Consider the following 15599-nt stretch of genomic DNA (forward strand, 5'->3'; position numbering starts at 1 on the left):
GCACAATAGTAGACCCTCATGGTGAGGAGCGCCGCTTGCGGCGCGTCTCGAACCACGAGGCCAAGCACTTGCGCCGTCGCCAAGGGGCATATGCGATAGCCCTGCCCGCAAGCGGGAGAGGTGCAGCGGAGTTTGCCGCACGACCAGTTCAACTGCACCTCAGCCCTAGGCCGCGCGCTTCTTCTTCACGACGACCTCCGGCGCCGGCGCGCAGGACAGCCGCTCCTGATGGCCCTCGCCCCAGGCTTTCAGAATATCGATCACCGGGCGCAGGCTCTCGCCGAGTTCGGAAAGCGTGTATTCGACCCGCGGCGGCACCTCGGCATAGACCTTGCGGATCACGAGGCCATCGTCCTCAAGCGCGCGCAGCTGCTTGGTCAGCATGCGCTGGGTGATGCCGGGCATCCGCTTCCGCAGCTCGCCGAAGCGCTGGGTGCCGGCCTGCAAGTGGTACAGGATCACGCCCTTCCATTTGCCGTCGATCAGGTCCAGCGCTGCCTCGACCGCGCAGCCCGGCCGGCGCGCAAAGTTCTGCCGTTTCATCGGATATTTCCCAATAGTATACAAACAGGGACTAGTTCCCTGTTTTTACAGTACTTGCCAAAAGGACGCCAGCGCGACAGGTAAGACGGCAGGCAATCGCCCACCACGGAGACCAGGCATGAAGGCCGTCGGATACCAAAAATCGCTGCCGATCGAGGCGGCGGATTCGCTCGTCGATTTCGAGATCGCCAAGCCCGAGCCGAAGGGGCGCGACATCCGCGTCGCGGTGAAGGCCATCTCGGCCAATCCGGTCGACTACAAGGTGCGCAAGCGCGCGGCGCCGACCGACGGCGGCTACAAGATCCTCGGCTTCGACGCGGCCGGCGTGGTCGACGCGGTCGGGCCCGACGTCTCGCTCTTCAAGCCCGGCGACGAGGTGTTCTACGCGGGCTCGATCCTGCGCCAGGGCACCAATTCGGAATTTCACCTGGTCGACGAACGCATCGTCGGCAACAAGCCGGCGTCGCTGTCCTTCGCGCAGGCCGCCGCCCTGCCCCTGACCTCGATCACCGCGTGGGAGCTGCTGTTCGACCGGCTCGGCGCGGTGCCGGGCAAGAGCCTCGATCCGCGCACGCTGCTGATCACCGGCGGCGCCGGCGGCGTCGGCTCGATCCTGATCCAGCTTGCGCGCCGCCTCACCGGGCTGACCGTGGTCGCGACCGCAACGCGGCCGGAGTCGCAAAAGTGGTGCCGCGATCTCGGCGCCCACGCGGTGATCGACCACTCGCAGCCGATGAAGGAGCAGATCGAAAAACTGAAGTTGCCGCCGGTCGGCCTCGTCGCCAGCCTCACCTTCACCGACCAGCACTACAAGTCGATCGCCGACTTCATCGCACCGCAGGGCAAGTTCGGCCTGATCGACGATCCGCCGGAATTCAACGTTGCCGCGTTCAAGGGCAAGGCGGTCTCGGTGCACTGGGAATCGATGTTCACGCGCTCGTCGTTCCAGACGCCTGACATGATCGCGCAGCATCATCTGCTCAACGATGTCGCCGACCTGATCGACAAGGGCGTGCTGCGCACCACGCTCGACCAGACCTTTGGCACCATCAACGCCGCGAACCTCAAGCGCGCCCACGCTTTGCTGGAAAGCGGCAAGTCGCGCGGCAAGATCGTGCTGGAAGGCTGGTAGACGGGTGGGTTAGGCCTGCTGCGTTACGGCTCTACCTCCGCCGTCATTGCGAGGAGCTCGCGACAAAATTGCGAAGCAATTTTGCGCTGAAGCGACGAAGCAATCCGCCCAACCGCGTTTGCGGGCAGATGGATTGCTTCGCTTCGCTCGCAATGACGGCTGGGCGCGGGATCCGTGGAGAAGCAGCTGCAACGCAGTAAGAGCAGCAAACCCGCCCACCGCACCTCGCGAGATATCCCCACAGGCCGGCGGGTGGCTTTTGCCAAAGCCACAGCATCGCCTGTATGATTTGCGCAACGATCACCCCGTCCTCAATCCAACCGCGCAAGACGTGGCTGGAGCGGTGGTGACGCCCCAAGGGAATACATGGGGGATGGGAGGAAACCGATGAATTTGCTCGCGGCCGATCCGTCGCGGATCGATCCGGGGTGGATGACGCGGGCGCTGCGCGAAGCCGGTGTGATCGACCAGGTCAGGGTCGTCGATCTCGCGTGCAAGCCGGTCGGCAATGGCCTCGTCGGCGACAGCTATCGATTTCGTCTGACCTATGACGGTGACGAGCCGAACGCTCCCTTGAGCGTCGTCGGCAAATTCCCGGCCGCGGATCCCGACAGCCGCCGCTCCGGTTCCGCGCACACGCTTTACGTCCGCGAGGTCGCATTCTATCGCGAGTTGGCCGCCACCGTCGCCATTCACACCCCGCGGCCGATCCTCGCCGAAATCGATCCGGCGACCGACGACTTCACCCTGATCCTGGAGGACCTCGCGCCGGCGCGCGCGGGTGATCAGCTCGCCGGATGCGTGATCGCCGACTGCCTGACGGCGATGACCGAGGCCGCGGCGTTGCATGCGCCGCGATGGAACGACCCGACGCTCGACGCTGTGCAATGCTTCGCGGTGGCCGCAAGCCGGCGCAGAGACCTTCGCACGGTGCTCCCCGGCATCATCGGTCACTACAAGGAGCGCTATCGCGGCGTGATCGAGCCGGAATTCCTTGATCTGATCGACCGGCTTCCGGACGCGCTATTGCGCTACCAGTCCGATCGATCGGCGCCGCGAACGCTGCAGCACGCGGATTTCCGGCTCGACAACATGCTGTTCGACGTCCGCGGCAATACCCATCCGATGGCGACGCTGGACTGGCAGACGCTGACAGTGGGCCCAGGAATCGTCGACGTCGCCTATTTCCTCTCGGCCGGTATCGACCCGATCGAACGGCGGCTTCATGAAGCCGACCTGGTGCGGTTCTATCATTCGGAACTGATCCGGCGCGGCGTGCGGGACTATGACTGGGATCGTTGCTGGCGGGATTACCGGCGCTACACGCTGCATGGCATCATGATGGGCGTGGTCTCCGCGCTCAGCGTCCAGCGCTCCGCGCGAGGCGACGCGCTGTTCCTGAAAATGACCCGCGGCGCCTGCGCGCAAGCGCTGGACCACGACAGTTTTTCATACTGGCAGGACTAAGGCGTTTTCGAGCGAGCCGTATAGCGGTTCGCGTGCGGAAAACGCGTCAGGACAGCGAAAGGGATCGGCGTGCTCAACAAACTGGACGACTTCCCCATCCACCAGACGCCGGAGCCGATCGCGGTTCCCTCAACCAGCGACCGCAATGTCTATGACCGGACCTGGTTCAATGGCTATACCGCCGACGGCGCGTATTATTTCGGGATCGGCATTGCGATCTACCCGCACCGCAAGATCCTCGATTGCGCCTTCAGCGTCGTGGAACGCGGCGGACGGCAGCACTGCTTCTACGGTTCGCGGCGCGCGCCGATCGAGCGCACCGAGATGCAGATCGGTCCGTTCAGGCTCGAAGTGCTCGAGCCGATGCTGCGGACCCGGGTCGTGCTCGACGACAATGCGACGGGCCTCGCCTGCGATCTGACGTTCTCCGCGCGCACCGCCGCGATCCAGGAAGCGCGCCAGACGCTTTGGTCGGGCGGCCGCCGCGCGATGGATTCGACGCGGTTCGACCAGTTCGGCCGCTGGAGCGGCGTCATCAGCCACCCCGATGGCGGGATCAAGGTCGACGATCGCATATGCTACGGCACCAAGGATCGCTCTTGGGGCGTGCGCAATGTCGGCGAACGCGACGTCGGAGGCGCGCCGATGCCGCCGCCGAGCGTGTTCTTCCTCTGGGCGCCTCTGGTCTGGGACGACCACATCTCGCACGCGATCTTCTTCGACGGGACGCAGGGCGAGGCGCTGGTCCGCGAGGGCATCACCGCGCCGCTCTACCGAAGCGAGGCCGAGATCCCCGGCGTGGTCGACGGCCTCGATCGCCGCATGGCGACCGCGCGGCATCGCGTCAAATACGTGCCGAACACCCGACTCGCGCAGTCGGCTGAAATCGACCTCGTCGACATCGACGGCCACACCGCGACCATCGCGCTCGACCCGATCCTCAAATTCCAGATGAAGGGCCTCGGCTACGGCCATCCGCAATGGGGCCAGGGCATGTGGAAGGGCGAGCTCGAGATCGGCGGCGAGTCGTTCGATCCAGCCACGCTGGACCCGCTGGCCCGCGAGAATGTGCACGTGCAGCAGGTGGTCCGCGCCCGCCAGGGCGGGCAGACCGGAATTGGCGTGCTGGAGCAGATTTGCTTCGGCCCCTACCGCCCCGCCGGCTTCAGCGAATTCCTGGACGGCGCGAAGGGTTAAAGCGTGATGAGATCAGGTTGAGCTGGAACGGCGTCGAAAGTTCACCTCTCCCTTGGGAGAGGTCGATTTGCGCAGCAAATCGGGTGAGGGGTTACGGTCTATCGAGGGAGCAAGAGCCCTCACCCGGATTGCACTGGACGATGCTTCGCATCGCCAGGCGCAATCCGACCTCTCCCCGATGGGGAGAGGTGAACCGAAACCGCAGCAAACCGATTCGACCAGAACTCATCCCGCTTTTAGATCGGCGGCACGCCCTCGACGAACAGCAGGCGTCGCTCCAGCGCGGTTGCGCGAAGCTTCAACGCTTCGGCGTATTCCGGTGACGCATACCATTCGCGCAGACGCGCCATGGTCGGAAATTCGACGATAACGATCGCATGCGGTGGTGGACCGCCCTCCACCAGTTCAGCTGTGCCGCCGCGCACGACGTAGCGCCCGCCATATTGTGCGATGGTGTTCGCCGCAAGCGTGCGATAGGCCTCGAACCCCGCGGCGTCCCGCATCTCGACCTCGGAGATCACATAGGCCGGCATGCGGCCTCACGCGATGGTGTTGACGATGCCGCCCTCGGCGCGCAGCGCGGCGCCGTTGGTCGCGGAGGCCTGCTTGGAGCAGACATAGACCACGAGATTGGCGATCTCCTCGGTGCTGGCGAAGCGCTGCAGCAGCGAGGTCGGCCTGTGCTGCTTGACGAAGTTGGACGCCGCCTCCTCGACCGACTGGCCGTTCTGCTTGGCGAGATCCTTGACGAAGGTCTCGACGCCTTCGGACATCGTCGGTCCGGGCAGCACCGAGTTGACGGTGACGGCGGTGCCCTTGGTCAGCTCGGCGAGCCCGCGCGCGATCGCAAGCTGCGCGGTCTTGGTCATGCCGTAGTGAATCATCTCGGTGGGGATGTTGAGGCCGGATTCCGAGGAGATGAAGACGATGCGACCCCAGTTACGCTTCAGCATGCCCTGCATGTAGCCGCGCGACAACCGGACGCCCGACATCACGTTGACCTCGTAGAAGCGGCTCCAGTCCTCATCCGGGATTTCAAAGAACGGCTTCGGCTCGAAGATGCCGGCATTGTTGACGAGGATGTCGACGTCCGGCAGCGCCGCGAGCAGCGCCTTGCAGCCCGCCGCGGTCGAGACATCGGCAGCAACGCCGCGGACCTTGGCGCCGGGTACGGCCTTCCCGATCGCGGCAACCGCTGCATCGACCTTGGCCTGACCGCGGCCATTGACCACGACCTCGGCACCGGTTTCGGCCAGGCCCTTCGCAATGGCGTTGCCGATGCCCGCCGTGGAGCCGGTTACCAGCGCAGTCTTTCCGGAAAGGTCGATTTTCATCTGTCATCTCCATTGATGTCGATGGATATCGGGCGCCACATGATGCACCGCAATTGTGTCTCACCGATGCGTGAGGAAATAGAACACACCTCGTCGTCCTGGCGAAAGCCAGGACCCATTACCACCGCAGGTGATTATGAGAAGGATTTGAGCCCCAGCGTCGCGCAACAATTTAGATTTGGGGTAATGGGTCCGGCTTTCGCCAGGACGACGGGGATCGAGCGCGGCCGTCAAATAAAAACGGCGCCCGAAGGCGCCGTTCTCAAAATCTGCTCGGTAAGCGAGGCTTACGCCGCCTCGGCTTCCTTGTCCTGCGCCGGACCGGAGTCCTGGCCCTTGGCGTCGACGTCGCGGTCGACGAACTCGATCACGGCCATCGCCGCGTTGTCGCCGTAGCGGAAGCCGGCCTTGATGATGCGGGTGTAGCCGCCCTGGCGATCCTTGTAGCGGGTCGCCAGCGTGTCGAACAGCTTCTTGACCTGGTCGACGTCGCGCAGCTCCGAGATCGCCTGGCGGCGCAGGGCGAGGCCGCCCTTCTTGCCGAGGGTGACGAGCTTCTCGACGATCGGCCGCAGCTCCTTGGCCTTCGGCAGCGTGGTGACGATCTGCTCGTGCTTGATCAGCGCGGCCGCCATGTTGGCGAACATCGCACGCCGGTGCTCGGCGGTGCGGTTGAGCTTCCGATGAACCTTGCCGTGACGCATTGACTTCTTCCTTCTTCAATTCTGCCGCGGTGGTTCAGCGACAAGTTTTGCAGGTGGGCATCCTGCGTTCGCCCGGTCGTCATTCCGGGGCGGCTCGCAGAGCCGAACCCGGAATCTCGAGGTTCCCCGATGCGCAATTGCGCATCTGTGGTTCGATGCTCGCGCATCGCCCCGGAACGACGAATTCTCAGTAGTGATCCTCGAAGCGCTTGGCGAGCTCGTCGATGTTCTCCGGCGGCCAGCCCGGCACTTCCATGCCGAGGTGCAGACCCATCTGGGCCAGCACTTCCTTGATCTCGTTCAGCGACTTGCGGCCGAAGTTCGGGGTGCGGAGCATTTCCGCTTCCGACTTCTGCACGAGGTCGCCGATGTAGACGATGTTGTCGTTCTTCAGGCAGTTTGCCGAACGCACCGACAGCTCGAGCTCGTCGACCTTCTTGAGGAACGCCGGGTTGAACGCGAGATCGGGGATGATCTCCTGCGTGACTTCCTTGCGCGGCTCTTCGAAGTTGACGAACACGTTGAGCTGATCCTGCAGGATGCGCGCGGCATAGGCCACCGCGTCCTCCGGCGTGATCGCGCCGTTGGTCTCGATCGTCATGGTCAGCTTGTCGTAGTCGAGGATCTGGCCCTCACGGGTGTTCTCGACCTTGTAGGAGACCTTGCGGACCGGCGAGAACAGGCTGTCGACCGGGATCAGGCCGATCGGCGCATCCTCGGGACGGTTGCGCTCGGCGGCGACATAGCCCTTGCCGGTCGTGACCGTGAACTCCATGCGGATCTCCGCGCCGTCGTCCAGCGTGCAGAGCTGCAGGTCAGGGTTGAGCACGGTGACATCGCCGACGGTCTGGATGTCGCCGGCAGTGACGGCGCCCGGGCCCTGCTTCTTCACGACCATGCGCTTCGGGCCTTCGCCCTGCATCTTGATCGAGATGTCCTTGATGTTGAGGACGATGTCGGTGACGTCTTCACGGACACCGGCGATCGAGGAGAACTCGTGCAGCACGCCGTCGATGTGCACCGACTGCACCGCCGCGCCCTGCAGCGAGGACAACAGGATGCGGCGCAGCGCGTTGCCGAGCGTCTGGCCGAAGCCGCGCTCGAGCGGCTCGGCGACCACGGTGGCGAACCGGCTCGCATCCGAGCCCGGCGTCACCTGCAGCTTGTTCGGTCGAATGAGTTCTTGCCAATTTTTCTGGATCGTCACTGTTTCACCCATTTGCCGGTCACAGGGCCAAATCGAATGGCCGAACCCGGCGTTGGAGATCGCGGATCAGTCCGCGCGGTCAATTCCAAAAACCATCGCAGGGCGGCCAGAGGCCGCCCGCGACTTACAGATCAAACGCGCCGACGCTTGCGCGGACGGCAGCCATTGTGCGGGATGGTGGTCACGTCGCGGATCGAGGTGACGGTGAAGCCCGCAGCCTGCAGCGCGCGGAGCGCCGACTCACGGCCCGAACCCGGGCCGGCCACTTCAACCTCCAGCGTGCGCATGCCGTGTTCCTGCGCCTTCTTGGAGACGTCTTCGGCCGCAACCTGCGCGGCATAGGGGGTCGACTTGCGCGAGCCCTTGAAGCCCATGGTGCCGGCCGACGACCAGGCGATGGTGTTGCCCTGCGCGTCGGTGATGGTGATGGTCGTGTTGTTGAACGACGAATTCACGTGCGCGATGCCGGAGGCGATGTTCTTGCGTTCGCGGCGGCGTACGCGGGTGGCTTCCTTGCCCATTTCAAACCTTTCCTGTGATCTCGACGCCGCCGTAGTGCCAGCGGCTACACCTCAAAACGCAAATGGCGAGTAGCGAATTTCCATTCGCTACTCCCCACCCGCAATTCGCAAAACTTACTTCTTCTTGCCGGCGATCGCCTTGGCCGGCCCCTTGCGCGTGCGCGCATTGGTGTGGGTGCGCTGGCCGCGCACCGGCAGACCGCGGCGATGACGCAGACCGCGGTAGCAGCCGAGGTCCATCAGCCGCTTGATGTTGATGCCGACCTCACGACGGAGGTCGCCCTCGACCAGATAGTCGCGGTCGATGACTTCGCGGATCTGCAGGACTTCCTGGTCGGTCAGCTGGTTGACGCGACGGTCCAGCGGGATCTTGACCTTCTCCACGATGTCGGCCGCGTGCTTCTGGCCGATGCCATGGATGTACTGAAGCGCGATCAGGACGCGCTTGTTGGTAGGAATGTTGACGCCGGCAATACGGGCCACGGACTTCTCTCCTGTCGCCGATCCATCACGGATACGGGCTTCTCGAGTTCTTGCTCTCTCGGGCTTGTGTCCACAAACGCGAACACGACGCCCTCCCCTCATGTCCTTCGGGGCCCGGCATCGTCATAAAACTATCCAACTTGGATGCGGGGCTTATTAAAGGATTCATGTCGGTTTCGTCAACCGCTCCTAGCGTTTGGCTCGCTTTTTCGTGAGCTTTTTTGCCGCCTTTTTGGCGGTCTTTGCTCCCTTGCGGGCTTTCGCGGCGCCGGCGGCCTTCTTTACCGCCTGCTTCGCGGCTTTCTTCACGGCTTTCTTGGCCCCCTTGGCCTTGGAGGGCGCCTTGGCAGCCTTCCGGGCGGGTTTGGTGGCCTTTTTGGCCGCTTTGGCTACCTTCTTGGCCGGTATCTTGGTGGTCTTCTTGACCGTCTTGTTGATCGTCTTGGCGGCCTTTCTGGCCGCCTTGGGGGCGTGATCCTCGTGATCCTTCGGTTCCAGCGCGCCGAGCGCGGTCAGGATCCGGTTGATCTCGCGGGTGACGTGCTCGATGGTCATCATGCCATCGACCGTCAGGAGCTTCCGCCGCTCCGAATAGTAGTGAATCAGCGGCTCCGTTAGGGAACGGTACTGCGCCAGGCGCTTGGTCAGCACCTCCGGCGTGTCGTCGAGGCGGACTTCCTCGCCGCGTGCGCGGGTTTCCTCGGCACGCTTCTCAACGCGGGCGAGCAGCGCACTCTCGTTGACGCGGAGCTCAACCACCGCATCGAGCTTGAGATGCTTTTTCCGGAGCAGATCGTCGAGCGCCGCGGCCTGCGGCACGGTGCGCGGGAAGCCGTCGAGAATGAAGCCCTTCTTGGCATCGGGCTCCTCGATTCGGTCGGCGATGATTCCCACCACCACCTCGTCGGGAACCAGGCCGCCATTGGCCATGATCTCCTTGGCCTGCAAGCCGATCGGGGTGCCCGCGGCAACCGCAGCGCGCAGCATCTCACCGGTCGAGAGCTGGACGATGCCGTGCTTGTGCACCAGCCGCTGCGCCTGGGTTCCCTTGCCCGAGCCCGGCGGCCCCAAAAGGATCAATCTCATTTCTGTTTCGCCCCCCGGCTAGGTGGGCGACGTCCGCACACCTGTGTTTTGAGTTCGAAGCCGAGCCGCGATCAGCGGCGGCGGCCTCCCCTGAGCTTCGACTTCCTGATCAGCCCTTCATACTGATGAGCGAGCAGATAGCCCTGCACCTGCGACACCGTATCCATCGTCACGCTGACGACGATCAACAGCGAGGTGCCGCCAAAGTAGAACGGGACCGATGCGTAGGAAATCAGAATTTCAGGAATCAGGCAGACGATCGCGAGATAGACCGCGCCGAGCACCGTGATGCGCGACAGCACATAGTCGATGTACTCGGCGGTGCGCTCGCCGGGCCGGATGCCGGGGATGAAGCCGCCATGCTTCTTCAGATTGTCCGCGGTCTCGGTCGGGTTGAACACGATCGCGGTGTAGAAGAACGCAAAGAACACGATCAGCGCGAGATACATGAACAGGAACAGCGGCCGGCCGTGGCTGAGCTGGGTCGTGATCCACTGGAACCATTCCGGCCCCTTGCCGGCGTTGAAATTCGCGACCGTGGTCGGCAGCAACAGCAGCGACGAGGCGAAGATCGGCGGAATCACGCCCGAGGTGTTGAGCTTGAGCGGCAGATGCGAGGACTGGCCCTCGAACATCTTGTTGCCGACCTGGCGCTTCGGATACTGGATCAAAAGCCGACGCTGCGCGCGCTCCATGAACACGATGAAGGCGATCACGGCGACCGCCATCACGATGACGATCAGGATCAGGCCGGTCGACATCGCGCCCTGGCGGCCGAGCTCCAGCATGTTGGCGAGCGCCGACGGCAACTCGGCGACGATGCCGGCCAGGATGATCAACGAAATACCGTTGCCGATGCCGCGCGAGGTGATCTGCTCGCCGAGCCACATCAGGAACATGGTGCCGCCGGTCAGCGTGATCGCGGTCGAGATCCGGAAGAACATGCCGGGGTCGCTGACGACATTGCCGGCGCCTTCGAGGCCGATCGCGATGCCGTAGGACTGGAACAGCGCCAGGATCACCGTCAGATAGCGGGTGTACTGGTTCAGCGTCTTGCGGCCCGCCTCGCCTTCCTTCTTGAGCGCCTCGAGCTGCGGCGACACGGTGGTCAGCAGCTGCACGATGATCGATGCCGAGATGTACGGCATGATGTTCAGCGCGAAGATCGCCATGCGGTGGATGCCGCCGCCGGCGAACATGTTGAACATGCCGAGGATGCCGCCGGACTGGCTGCGGAACACCTGCTCCCAGATGTTGGGATCGATGCCGGGCAGCGGGATGTAGGTGCCGAGCCGATAAACAAGCAGCGCACCCAGGGTGAACCAGATGCGCTTCTTCAGCTCGTCGGCTTTCGCCAGCTGTCCGAAATTGAGGTTGGCGGCAAGTTGTTCGGCTGCTGAGACCATGTTTCGGCTTTCTCCCGGAGCCCCATTCGCCGGCGCCCCCAAGGAGATCAATTCCCTGGGCGCCGGCAGACACCGGACATTATCTGGTGCTCGGCCTCGATAAGTCCATCATTCGATCTGCGAATTGCCCGCGCGTCGCGGGCAATGACGCAGATGTTACGCCGCCTCGCCTTCTTCCTTGGCGGGGGCCAGGATCTTGACCGAGCCGCCGGCCTTCTCGACCGCGGCAATGGCCGACTTGGAAGCGCCGTGCACCTCGATGGTCAGCTTGGTCTTGATCTCGCCGCGGCCGAGCAGCCGCAGGCCATCCTTGGCGCGGCGCAGCACGCCGGCCTTCACCAGCGATTCGACGTTCACCGTCGCGCTCGCATCGACCAGCTTGTTGTCGATCGCTTCCTGCAGACGGTCGAGATTGATCTCGGCGAAGTCGAGCCGGAAGATGTTGTTGAAGCCGCGCTTCGGCAGACGGCGATGCATCGGCATCTGGCCGCCTTCGAAACCCTTGATGCGGACGCCCGAACGCGCGGTCTGGCCCTTGCCGCCGCGGCCCGAGGTCTTGCCCTTGCCGGAACCGATGCCACGGCCGACACGCATGCGCTTCTTGCGCGAGCCGGCGTTGTCGGCGATATCGCTGAGCTTCATCGCCCTTCTCCTTATCTCTGCTTACTCGCCGACGACGCGGACGAGATGCTGAACCTTGCTGATCATGCCGCGAACTTCAGGGGTATCCTGCAGCTCGGCAACCCGGCCGATCTTGTTGAGCTTGAGGCCGATCAGCGTCGAACGCTGCGAGTGATGGCGGCGGATTGCGCTGCCGATCTGCTCGACCTTGATGGTCTTGCTGGCCTTGGCCATGACAGTAACTCCGAATAGCGCTTCGAGAAGCGCGCGTTGTTATTCCGCCACCACTTCGGCGTCGCCGCCGACGCGGCGCGACTGCAGGGTGGAGACCTTGATGTTGCGGCGTGCCGCCACCGAGCGCGGCGAATCCTGATGCTTCAGCGCGTCGAACGTCGCGCGAACCATGTTGTAGGGATTCGATGAGCCGATCGACTTCGCCACCACGTCCTGGATGCCGAGCGTCTCGAACACCGCGCGCATCGGGCCGCCGGCGATGATGCCGGTACCGGCCGGAGCGGCACGCAAGTAGACTCGGCCGGCGCCGTGACGGCCGGCGATGTCGTGATGCAGCGTGCGACCCTCGCGAAGCGCGACGCGCGTCAGGTTGCGCTTCGCCGATTCAGTCGCCTTGCGGATCGCTTCCGGAACTTCGCGCGCCTTGCCGTGGCCGAACCCGACCCGGCCCTTCTGGTCGCCGATCACGACCAGCGCCGCAAAGCCGAAGCGCTTGCCGCCCTTGACGACCTTCGCCACGCGATTGATGTGGACGAGCTTGTCGACGAACTCGCTGTCGCGCTCCTCGCGCTCCCTGCTCCGTTCGCGTCCGCCGCGTTCGCGTTCACCTGCCATGGTGTTTTCCAATCTCTAGGAGGCCTTGCGCCTCTTTCCTCGTCATCGTTCGTAAAGTTTAGAAGCTCAATCCGCCTTCGCGCGCCGCATCCGCGAGCGCCTTGACGCGCCCGTGATAGATGTAGGCGCCGCGATCGAACACGACTTCCTTGACACCCTTCTGCGCCGCGCGCTCGGCGAGCAGCTTGCCGACCGCCTTCGCCGCATCGATGTCGGCGCCGGTCTTGCCGGCGTCGCGCATGGTCTTCTCCAGCGACGAGGCGGAAGCGAGCGTCTCGCCCTTCTGGTCGTCGATGACCTGGGCGTAGATGTGCTTGGACGAGCGGAACACCGACAGCCGCGGACGGCCGCCTGCCGAGCGGCGAAGCGCAAGGCGCACGCGCTGCTTGCGCCGGGCATTCGTAACCTTGAGTGACATGACCGGCTCCGTTACTTCTTCTTGCCTTCCTTGCGGAAGATGAATTCGTTGGCGTACTTCACGCCCTTGCCCTTGTAGGGCTCCGGCGGACGGTAGGCGCGGATCTCGGCGGCGACCTGGCCGACGCGCTGCGGATCGTTGCCGGTGATCGTGATCTCGGTCGGCTTCGGCACCGCGATGGTGATGCCTTCCGGGATCGCGTACACCACGTCGTGGCTGTAGCCGAGCGCGAGCTGCAGGTTCTTGCCCTGCATCGCGGCGCGGTAGCCGACGCCGGTGATCTCGAGCTTCTTCTCGAAGCCCTTGGTGACGCCCTCGACGAGGTTGGCGACCTGCGCGCGCGCGGTGCCGTACATCGCCTGCGCGCGGTTGGTCTTGATCCGCGGAGCGACCTTGACCTGGCCGTTCTCGAACTTCACCTCGACGTCGTCATGCACGACGAACTGAAGCTGGCCCTTCGGCCCCTTCACCTTGACGGTCTGGCCCTCGACGGTCGCCGTCACACCCGACGGGATCGCCACCGGCCTTTTGCCGATACGTGACATCGTAAAATCCTTCCTCAGAACACCGTGAAGAGAACTTCGCCGCCCACGTTGGCGTCGCGCGCCTGGTGGTCAGCCATGATTCCCTTCGGCGTCGACAACACCGAAATGCCGAGACCGTTGTTCACGCGCGGCAGGTTCTTCACCGAGGCGTAAACGCGGCGGCCCGGCTTCGACACCCGCTCGATCTCGCGGATGACGGGCTCGCCGTCGAAATACTTCAGCTCGATCTCGAGCTCGCTGCGGCCCGAGGCATGCTCGACGCTGGCATAGCCGCGGATGTACCCCTCGGACTTCAGCACCTCGAGCACGTTTGCGCGCATCTTCGAGCCGGGGCTCGAGACCTTGGACTTGGAGCGCATCTGCGCGTTGCGGATGCGGGTGATGAGATCGCTGATCGGATCGTGCGTAGACATTGTTCCGACCCTCCCTTACCAGCTCGACTTCACGAGGCCGGGAACCAGGCCCTTGGAGCCGAGTTCACGCAGCGCGATGCGCGAGAGCTTGTTCTTGCGATAGTTCGAGCGCGGACGCCCGGTCAGCTCGCAACGGTTGCGGATGCGCGTCGGCGACGAGTTGCGCGGCATCTCGGCGAGCTTCAGCGTCGCCGCGAAGCGCTCTTCCATCGGCTTGGTCTTGTCGGCGATGATCGCCTTCAGCTTCTCGCGGCGCGGGCCGGCGTTCTTCGCCATCCGCTTGCGCCGGTTGTTCTTCTCGACTGAACTCTTCTTTGCCATGCTTGGCTCCTGGGTATCCGCGTTTGAGTGGCTTTGGCTCAGCTACTCACTGCCGGAACGGGAAATTGAAAGCGGTCAACAAGGCACGCGCCTCGTCGTCGGTCTTGGCGGTGGTGCAGACCGTGATGTCCATGCCACGCGCTTCCGAGACCTTGTCGAAGTCGATCTCGGGGAAAATGATGTGCTCCTTGATGCCGAGCGAATAGTTGCCGCGGCCGTCGAAGCTCTTCGGGTTCAGGCCGCGGAAGTCGCGGACGCGGGGCAGCGCCACGTTCACCAGGCGGTCGATGAACTCGTACATATGGGTCTTGCGCAGCGTGACCTTGCAGCCGATCGGCTGGTTCTCACGCAGCTTGAAGGTCGCGATCGCGATCCGCGAATAGGTCACGATCGCCTTCTGGCCGGCGATCTGGGTCAGCTCGGCTGCGGCGGTCTCGGCCTTCTTGCGGTCGTTGACGGAGTCGCCCACGCCCATGTTGAGCACGACCTTGTCGAGGCGCGGCACCTGCATCACGTTGGCATAACCGAACTTCTCGGTCATCATGCCGCGGATCTTCTTGTCATACTCCGCGCGCAGACGCGGCGTGTAAGCTGTATCAGCCATCGATCTCTGCTCCCGAGCTCTTGGCAACACGAACCTTCTTGCCATCGGCCTGAATCTTGAACCCGATGCGGGTCGGCTTTCCGTCCTTGCCGACATACGCAATGTTGGAAAGGTCGATCGGCATCTCCTTGGAGATGATGCCGCCTTCCTGGGTCTGGGTCTGCTTCTGGTGACGCTTCACCATATTGATGCCGCGAACGAGAGCCTTGTTCTCGTCCGGACGCACCTCGAACACCTCGCCGGTGCGACCCTTGTCGCGGCCGGTGAGCACCATGACCTTGTCGCCCTTGCGGATCTTGGCAGCCATCACAGCACCTCCGGCGCGAGCGAAATGATCTTCATGTGGTTCTTGGCGCGCAGCTCGCGCGGCACCGGCCCGAAGATACGGGTGCCGACCGGCTCGGACTGATTGTTGATCAGCACGGCGGCGTTGCGGTCGAAGCGGATGACCGAACCGTCGGCGCGGCGGATGTCCTTGCGGACCCGGACCACGACGGCCTTCATCACGTCGCCCTTCTTCACCTTGCCACGCGGAATGGCTTCCTTGATCGACACAACGATAACGTCGCCCACGGTGGCATAGCGGCGCTTGGAACCTCCAAGAACCTTGATGCACATGACACGGCGTGCGCCTGAATTATCGGCCACGTCGAGGTTGGTCTGCATCTGAATCATTGATGCACCTCGTCCTCTTTCTGCGCTTTAGCGCGCTCAAAATTTCCCTGAATTTCCTCGGCCAGGCCGAAGT

General features: G+C 63.8%; 22 protein-coding genes. 3 read left to right on the top strand and 19 right to left on the bottom strand.

Translation table 11 applies throughout. The features are described from left to right. Positions 1–165 precede the first annotated feature (165 nt). Positions 166–543 carry a winged helix-turn-helix transcriptional regulator gene (locus tag ACVWYP_RS29625; RefSeq protein WP_028335471.1) on the bottom strand — a complete coding sequence of 126 codons (378 nt, stop codon included), beginning with the start codon at positions 541–543 and terminating at the stop codon, positions 166–168. A 118-nt stretch (positions 544–661) separates the two neighbouring features. Between ACVWYP_RS29625 and ACVWYP_RS29630 the strand changes: the two genes are divergently transcribed. From ACVWYP_RS29630 to ACVWYP_RS29640, 3 genes are all read left to right on the top strand, one after another. Then, on the top strand, positions 662–1675 hold the full coding sequence (locus ACVWYP_RS29630; RefSeq protein WP_304495801.1) for a zinc-binding alcohol dehydrogenase family protein: 1014 nt from the start codon (positions 662–664) through the stop codon (positions 1673–1675). 387 nt (positions 1676–2062) lie between these two features. Beyond that, positions 2063–3142 (top strand): phosphotransferase, encoded by a 1080-nt coding sequence (locus ACVWYP_RS29635; protein ID WP_304495802.1) that lies wholly within the window; start codon positions 2063–2065, stop codon positions 3140–3142. A gap of 69 nt (positions 3143–3211) precedes the next feature. Then, the gene (locus ACVWYP_RS29640) at positions 3212–4339 is read left to right on the top strand and encodes a hypothetical protein (RefSeq protein ID WP_304495803.1); all 1128 of its coding nucleotides are present in this window, start codon (positions 3212–3214) and stop codon (positions 4337–4339) included. 236 nt (positions 4340–4575) lie between these two features. On the opposite strand, the gene ACVWYP_RS29645 is transcribed toward ACVWYP_RS29640, so the two are convergent. The 18 genes from ACVWYP_RS29645 to rplN all read right to left on the bottom strand — a co-directional run bounded on the left by ACVWYP_RS29645 (position 4576) and on the right by rplN (position 15526). Then, positions 4576–4872 carry a DUF1330 domain-containing protein gene (locus tag ACVWYP_RS29645; protein ID WP_304495804.1) on the bottom strand — a complete coding sequence of 99 codons (297 nt, stop codon included), beginning with the start codon at positions 4870–4872 and terminating at the stop codon, positions 4576–4578. 6 nt (positions 4873–4878) lie between these two features. Then, positions 4879–5673 (bottom strand): SDR family NAD(P)-dependent oxidoreductase, encoded by a 795-nt coding sequence (locus ACVWYP_RS29650; protein ID WP_304495805.1) that lies wholly within the window; start codon positions 5671–5673, stop codon positions 4879–4881. Positions 5674–5960: 287 nt separating this feature from the next. Further along, complete coding sequence (rplQ, locus tag ACVWYP_RS29655; RefSeq protein WP_016843769.1) at positions 5961–6377, bottom strand: 50S ribosomal protein L17; 417 nt, start codon at positions 6375–6377, stop codon at positions 5961–5963. 187 nt (positions 6378–6564) lie between these two features. Then, positions 6565–7596: a DNA-directed RNA polymerase subunit alpha gene (locus ACVWYP_RS29660; RefSeq protein ID WP_035631062.1), complete on the bottom strand. Its 1032-nt coding sequence runs from the start codon at positions 7594–7596 to the stop codon at positions 6565–6567. Positions 7597–7715: 119 nt separating this feature from the next. Continuing rightward, entirely contained in the window at positions 7716–8105 is a 390-nt protein-coding gene (rpsK, locus tag ACVWYP_RS29665; RefSeq protein ID WP_006021048.1) for a 30S ribosomal protein S11, read from the bottom strand. A gap of 114 nt (positions 8106–8219) precedes the next feature. Beyond that, positions 8220–8588, bottom strand: a complete 369-nt coding sequence (gene rpsM / locus ACVWYP_RS29670; RefSeq protein WP_028339308.1) for a 30S ribosomal protein S13 — start codon at positions 8586–8588, stop codon at positions 8220–8222. A gap of 189 nt (positions 8589–8777) precedes the next feature. Beyond that, positions 8778–9674: an adenylate kinase gene (locus tag ACVWYP_RS29675; protein ID WP_304495806.1), complete on the bottom strand. Its 897-nt coding sequence runs from the start codon at positions 9672–9674 to the stop codon at positions 8778–8780. A 71-nt stretch (positions 9675–9745) separates the two neighbouring features. Then, positions 9746–11080, bottom strand: a complete 1335-nt coding sequence (gene secY, locus ACVWYP_RS29680; RefSeq protein WP_016843764.1) for a preprotein translocase subunit SecY — start codon at positions 11078–11080, stop codon at positions 9746–9748. 156 nt (positions 11081–11236) lie between these two features. After that, positions 11237–11722 carry a 50S ribosomal protein L15 gene (gene rplO / locus ACVWYP_RS29685; RefSeq protein ID WP_028339310.1) on the bottom strand — a complete coding sequence of 162 codons (486 nt, stop codon included), beginning with the start codon at positions 11720–11722 and terminating at the stop codon, positions 11237–11239. 21 nt (positions 11723–11743) lie between these two features. Next, positions 11744–11935: a 50S ribosomal protein L30 gene (gene rpmD, locus ACVWYP_RS29690; protein WP_028335461.1), complete on the bottom strand. Its 192-nt coding sequence runs from the start codon at positions 11933–11935 to the stop codon at positions 11744–11746. A 39-nt stretch (positions 11936–11974) separates the two neighbouring features. Continuing rightward, positions 11975–12550: a 30S ribosomal protein S5 gene (gene rpsE / locus ACVWYP_RS29695; protein ID WP_016843761.1), complete on the bottom strand. Its 576-nt coding sequence runs from the start codon at positions 12548–12550 to the stop codon at positions 11975–11977. 58 nt (positions 12551–12608) lie between these two features. Further along, entirely contained in the window at positions 12609–12968 is a 360-nt protein-coding gene (rplR, locus tag ACVWYP_RS29700) for a 50S ribosomal protein L18 (RefSeq protein ID WP_016843760.1), read from the bottom strand. 11 nt (positions 12969–12979) lie between these two features. Then, positions 12980–13513 (bottom strand): 50S ribosomal protein L6, encoded by a 534-nt coding sequence (rplF, locus tag ACVWYP_RS29705; protein ID WP_028339311.1) that lies wholly within the window; start codon positions 13511–13513, stop codon positions 12980–12982. 14 nt (positions 13514–13527) lie between these two features. Continuing rightward, positions 13528–13926 carry a 30S ribosomal protein S8 gene (rpsH, locus tag ACVWYP_RS29710; protein ID WP_018272133.1) on the bottom strand — a complete coding sequence of 133 codons (399 nt, stop codon included), beginning with the start codon at positions 13924–13926 and terminating at the stop codon, positions 13528–13530. A gap of 15 nt (positions 13927–13941) precedes the next feature. Then, a complete protein-coding gene (rpsN, locus tag ACVWYP_RS29715; protein ID WP_016843757.1) occupies positions 13942–14247 on the bottom strand; it encodes a 30S ribosomal protein S14 in 306 nt (101 codons plus the stop codon). A 46-nt stretch (positions 14248–14293) separates the two neighbouring features. Next, positions 14294–14851: a 50S ribosomal protein L5 gene (gene rplE / locus ACVWYP_RS29720; RefSeq protein WP_016843756.1), complete on the bottom strand. Its 558-nt coding sequence runs from the start codon at positions 14849–14851 to the stop codon at positions 14294–14296. Next, positions 14844–15158: a 50S ribosomal protein L24 gene (rplX, locus tag ACVWYP_RS29725; RefSeq protein ID WP_016843755.1), complete on the bottom strand. Its 315-nt coding sequence runs from the start codon at positions 15156–15158 to the stop codon at positions 14844–14846. Before rplX ends, rplE begins: the two co-directional genes overlap by 8 nt. Further along, entirely contained in the window at positions 15158–15526 is a 369-nt protein-coding gene (gene rplN / locus ACVWYP_RS29730; protein WP_011473865.1) for a 50S ribosomal protein L14, read from the bottom strand. Before rplN ends, rplX begins: the two co-directional genes overlap by 1 nt. Positions 15527–15599: the final 73 nt, after the last annotated feature.

The organism is Bradyrhizobium sp. USDA 3262, assembly GCF_054060035.1.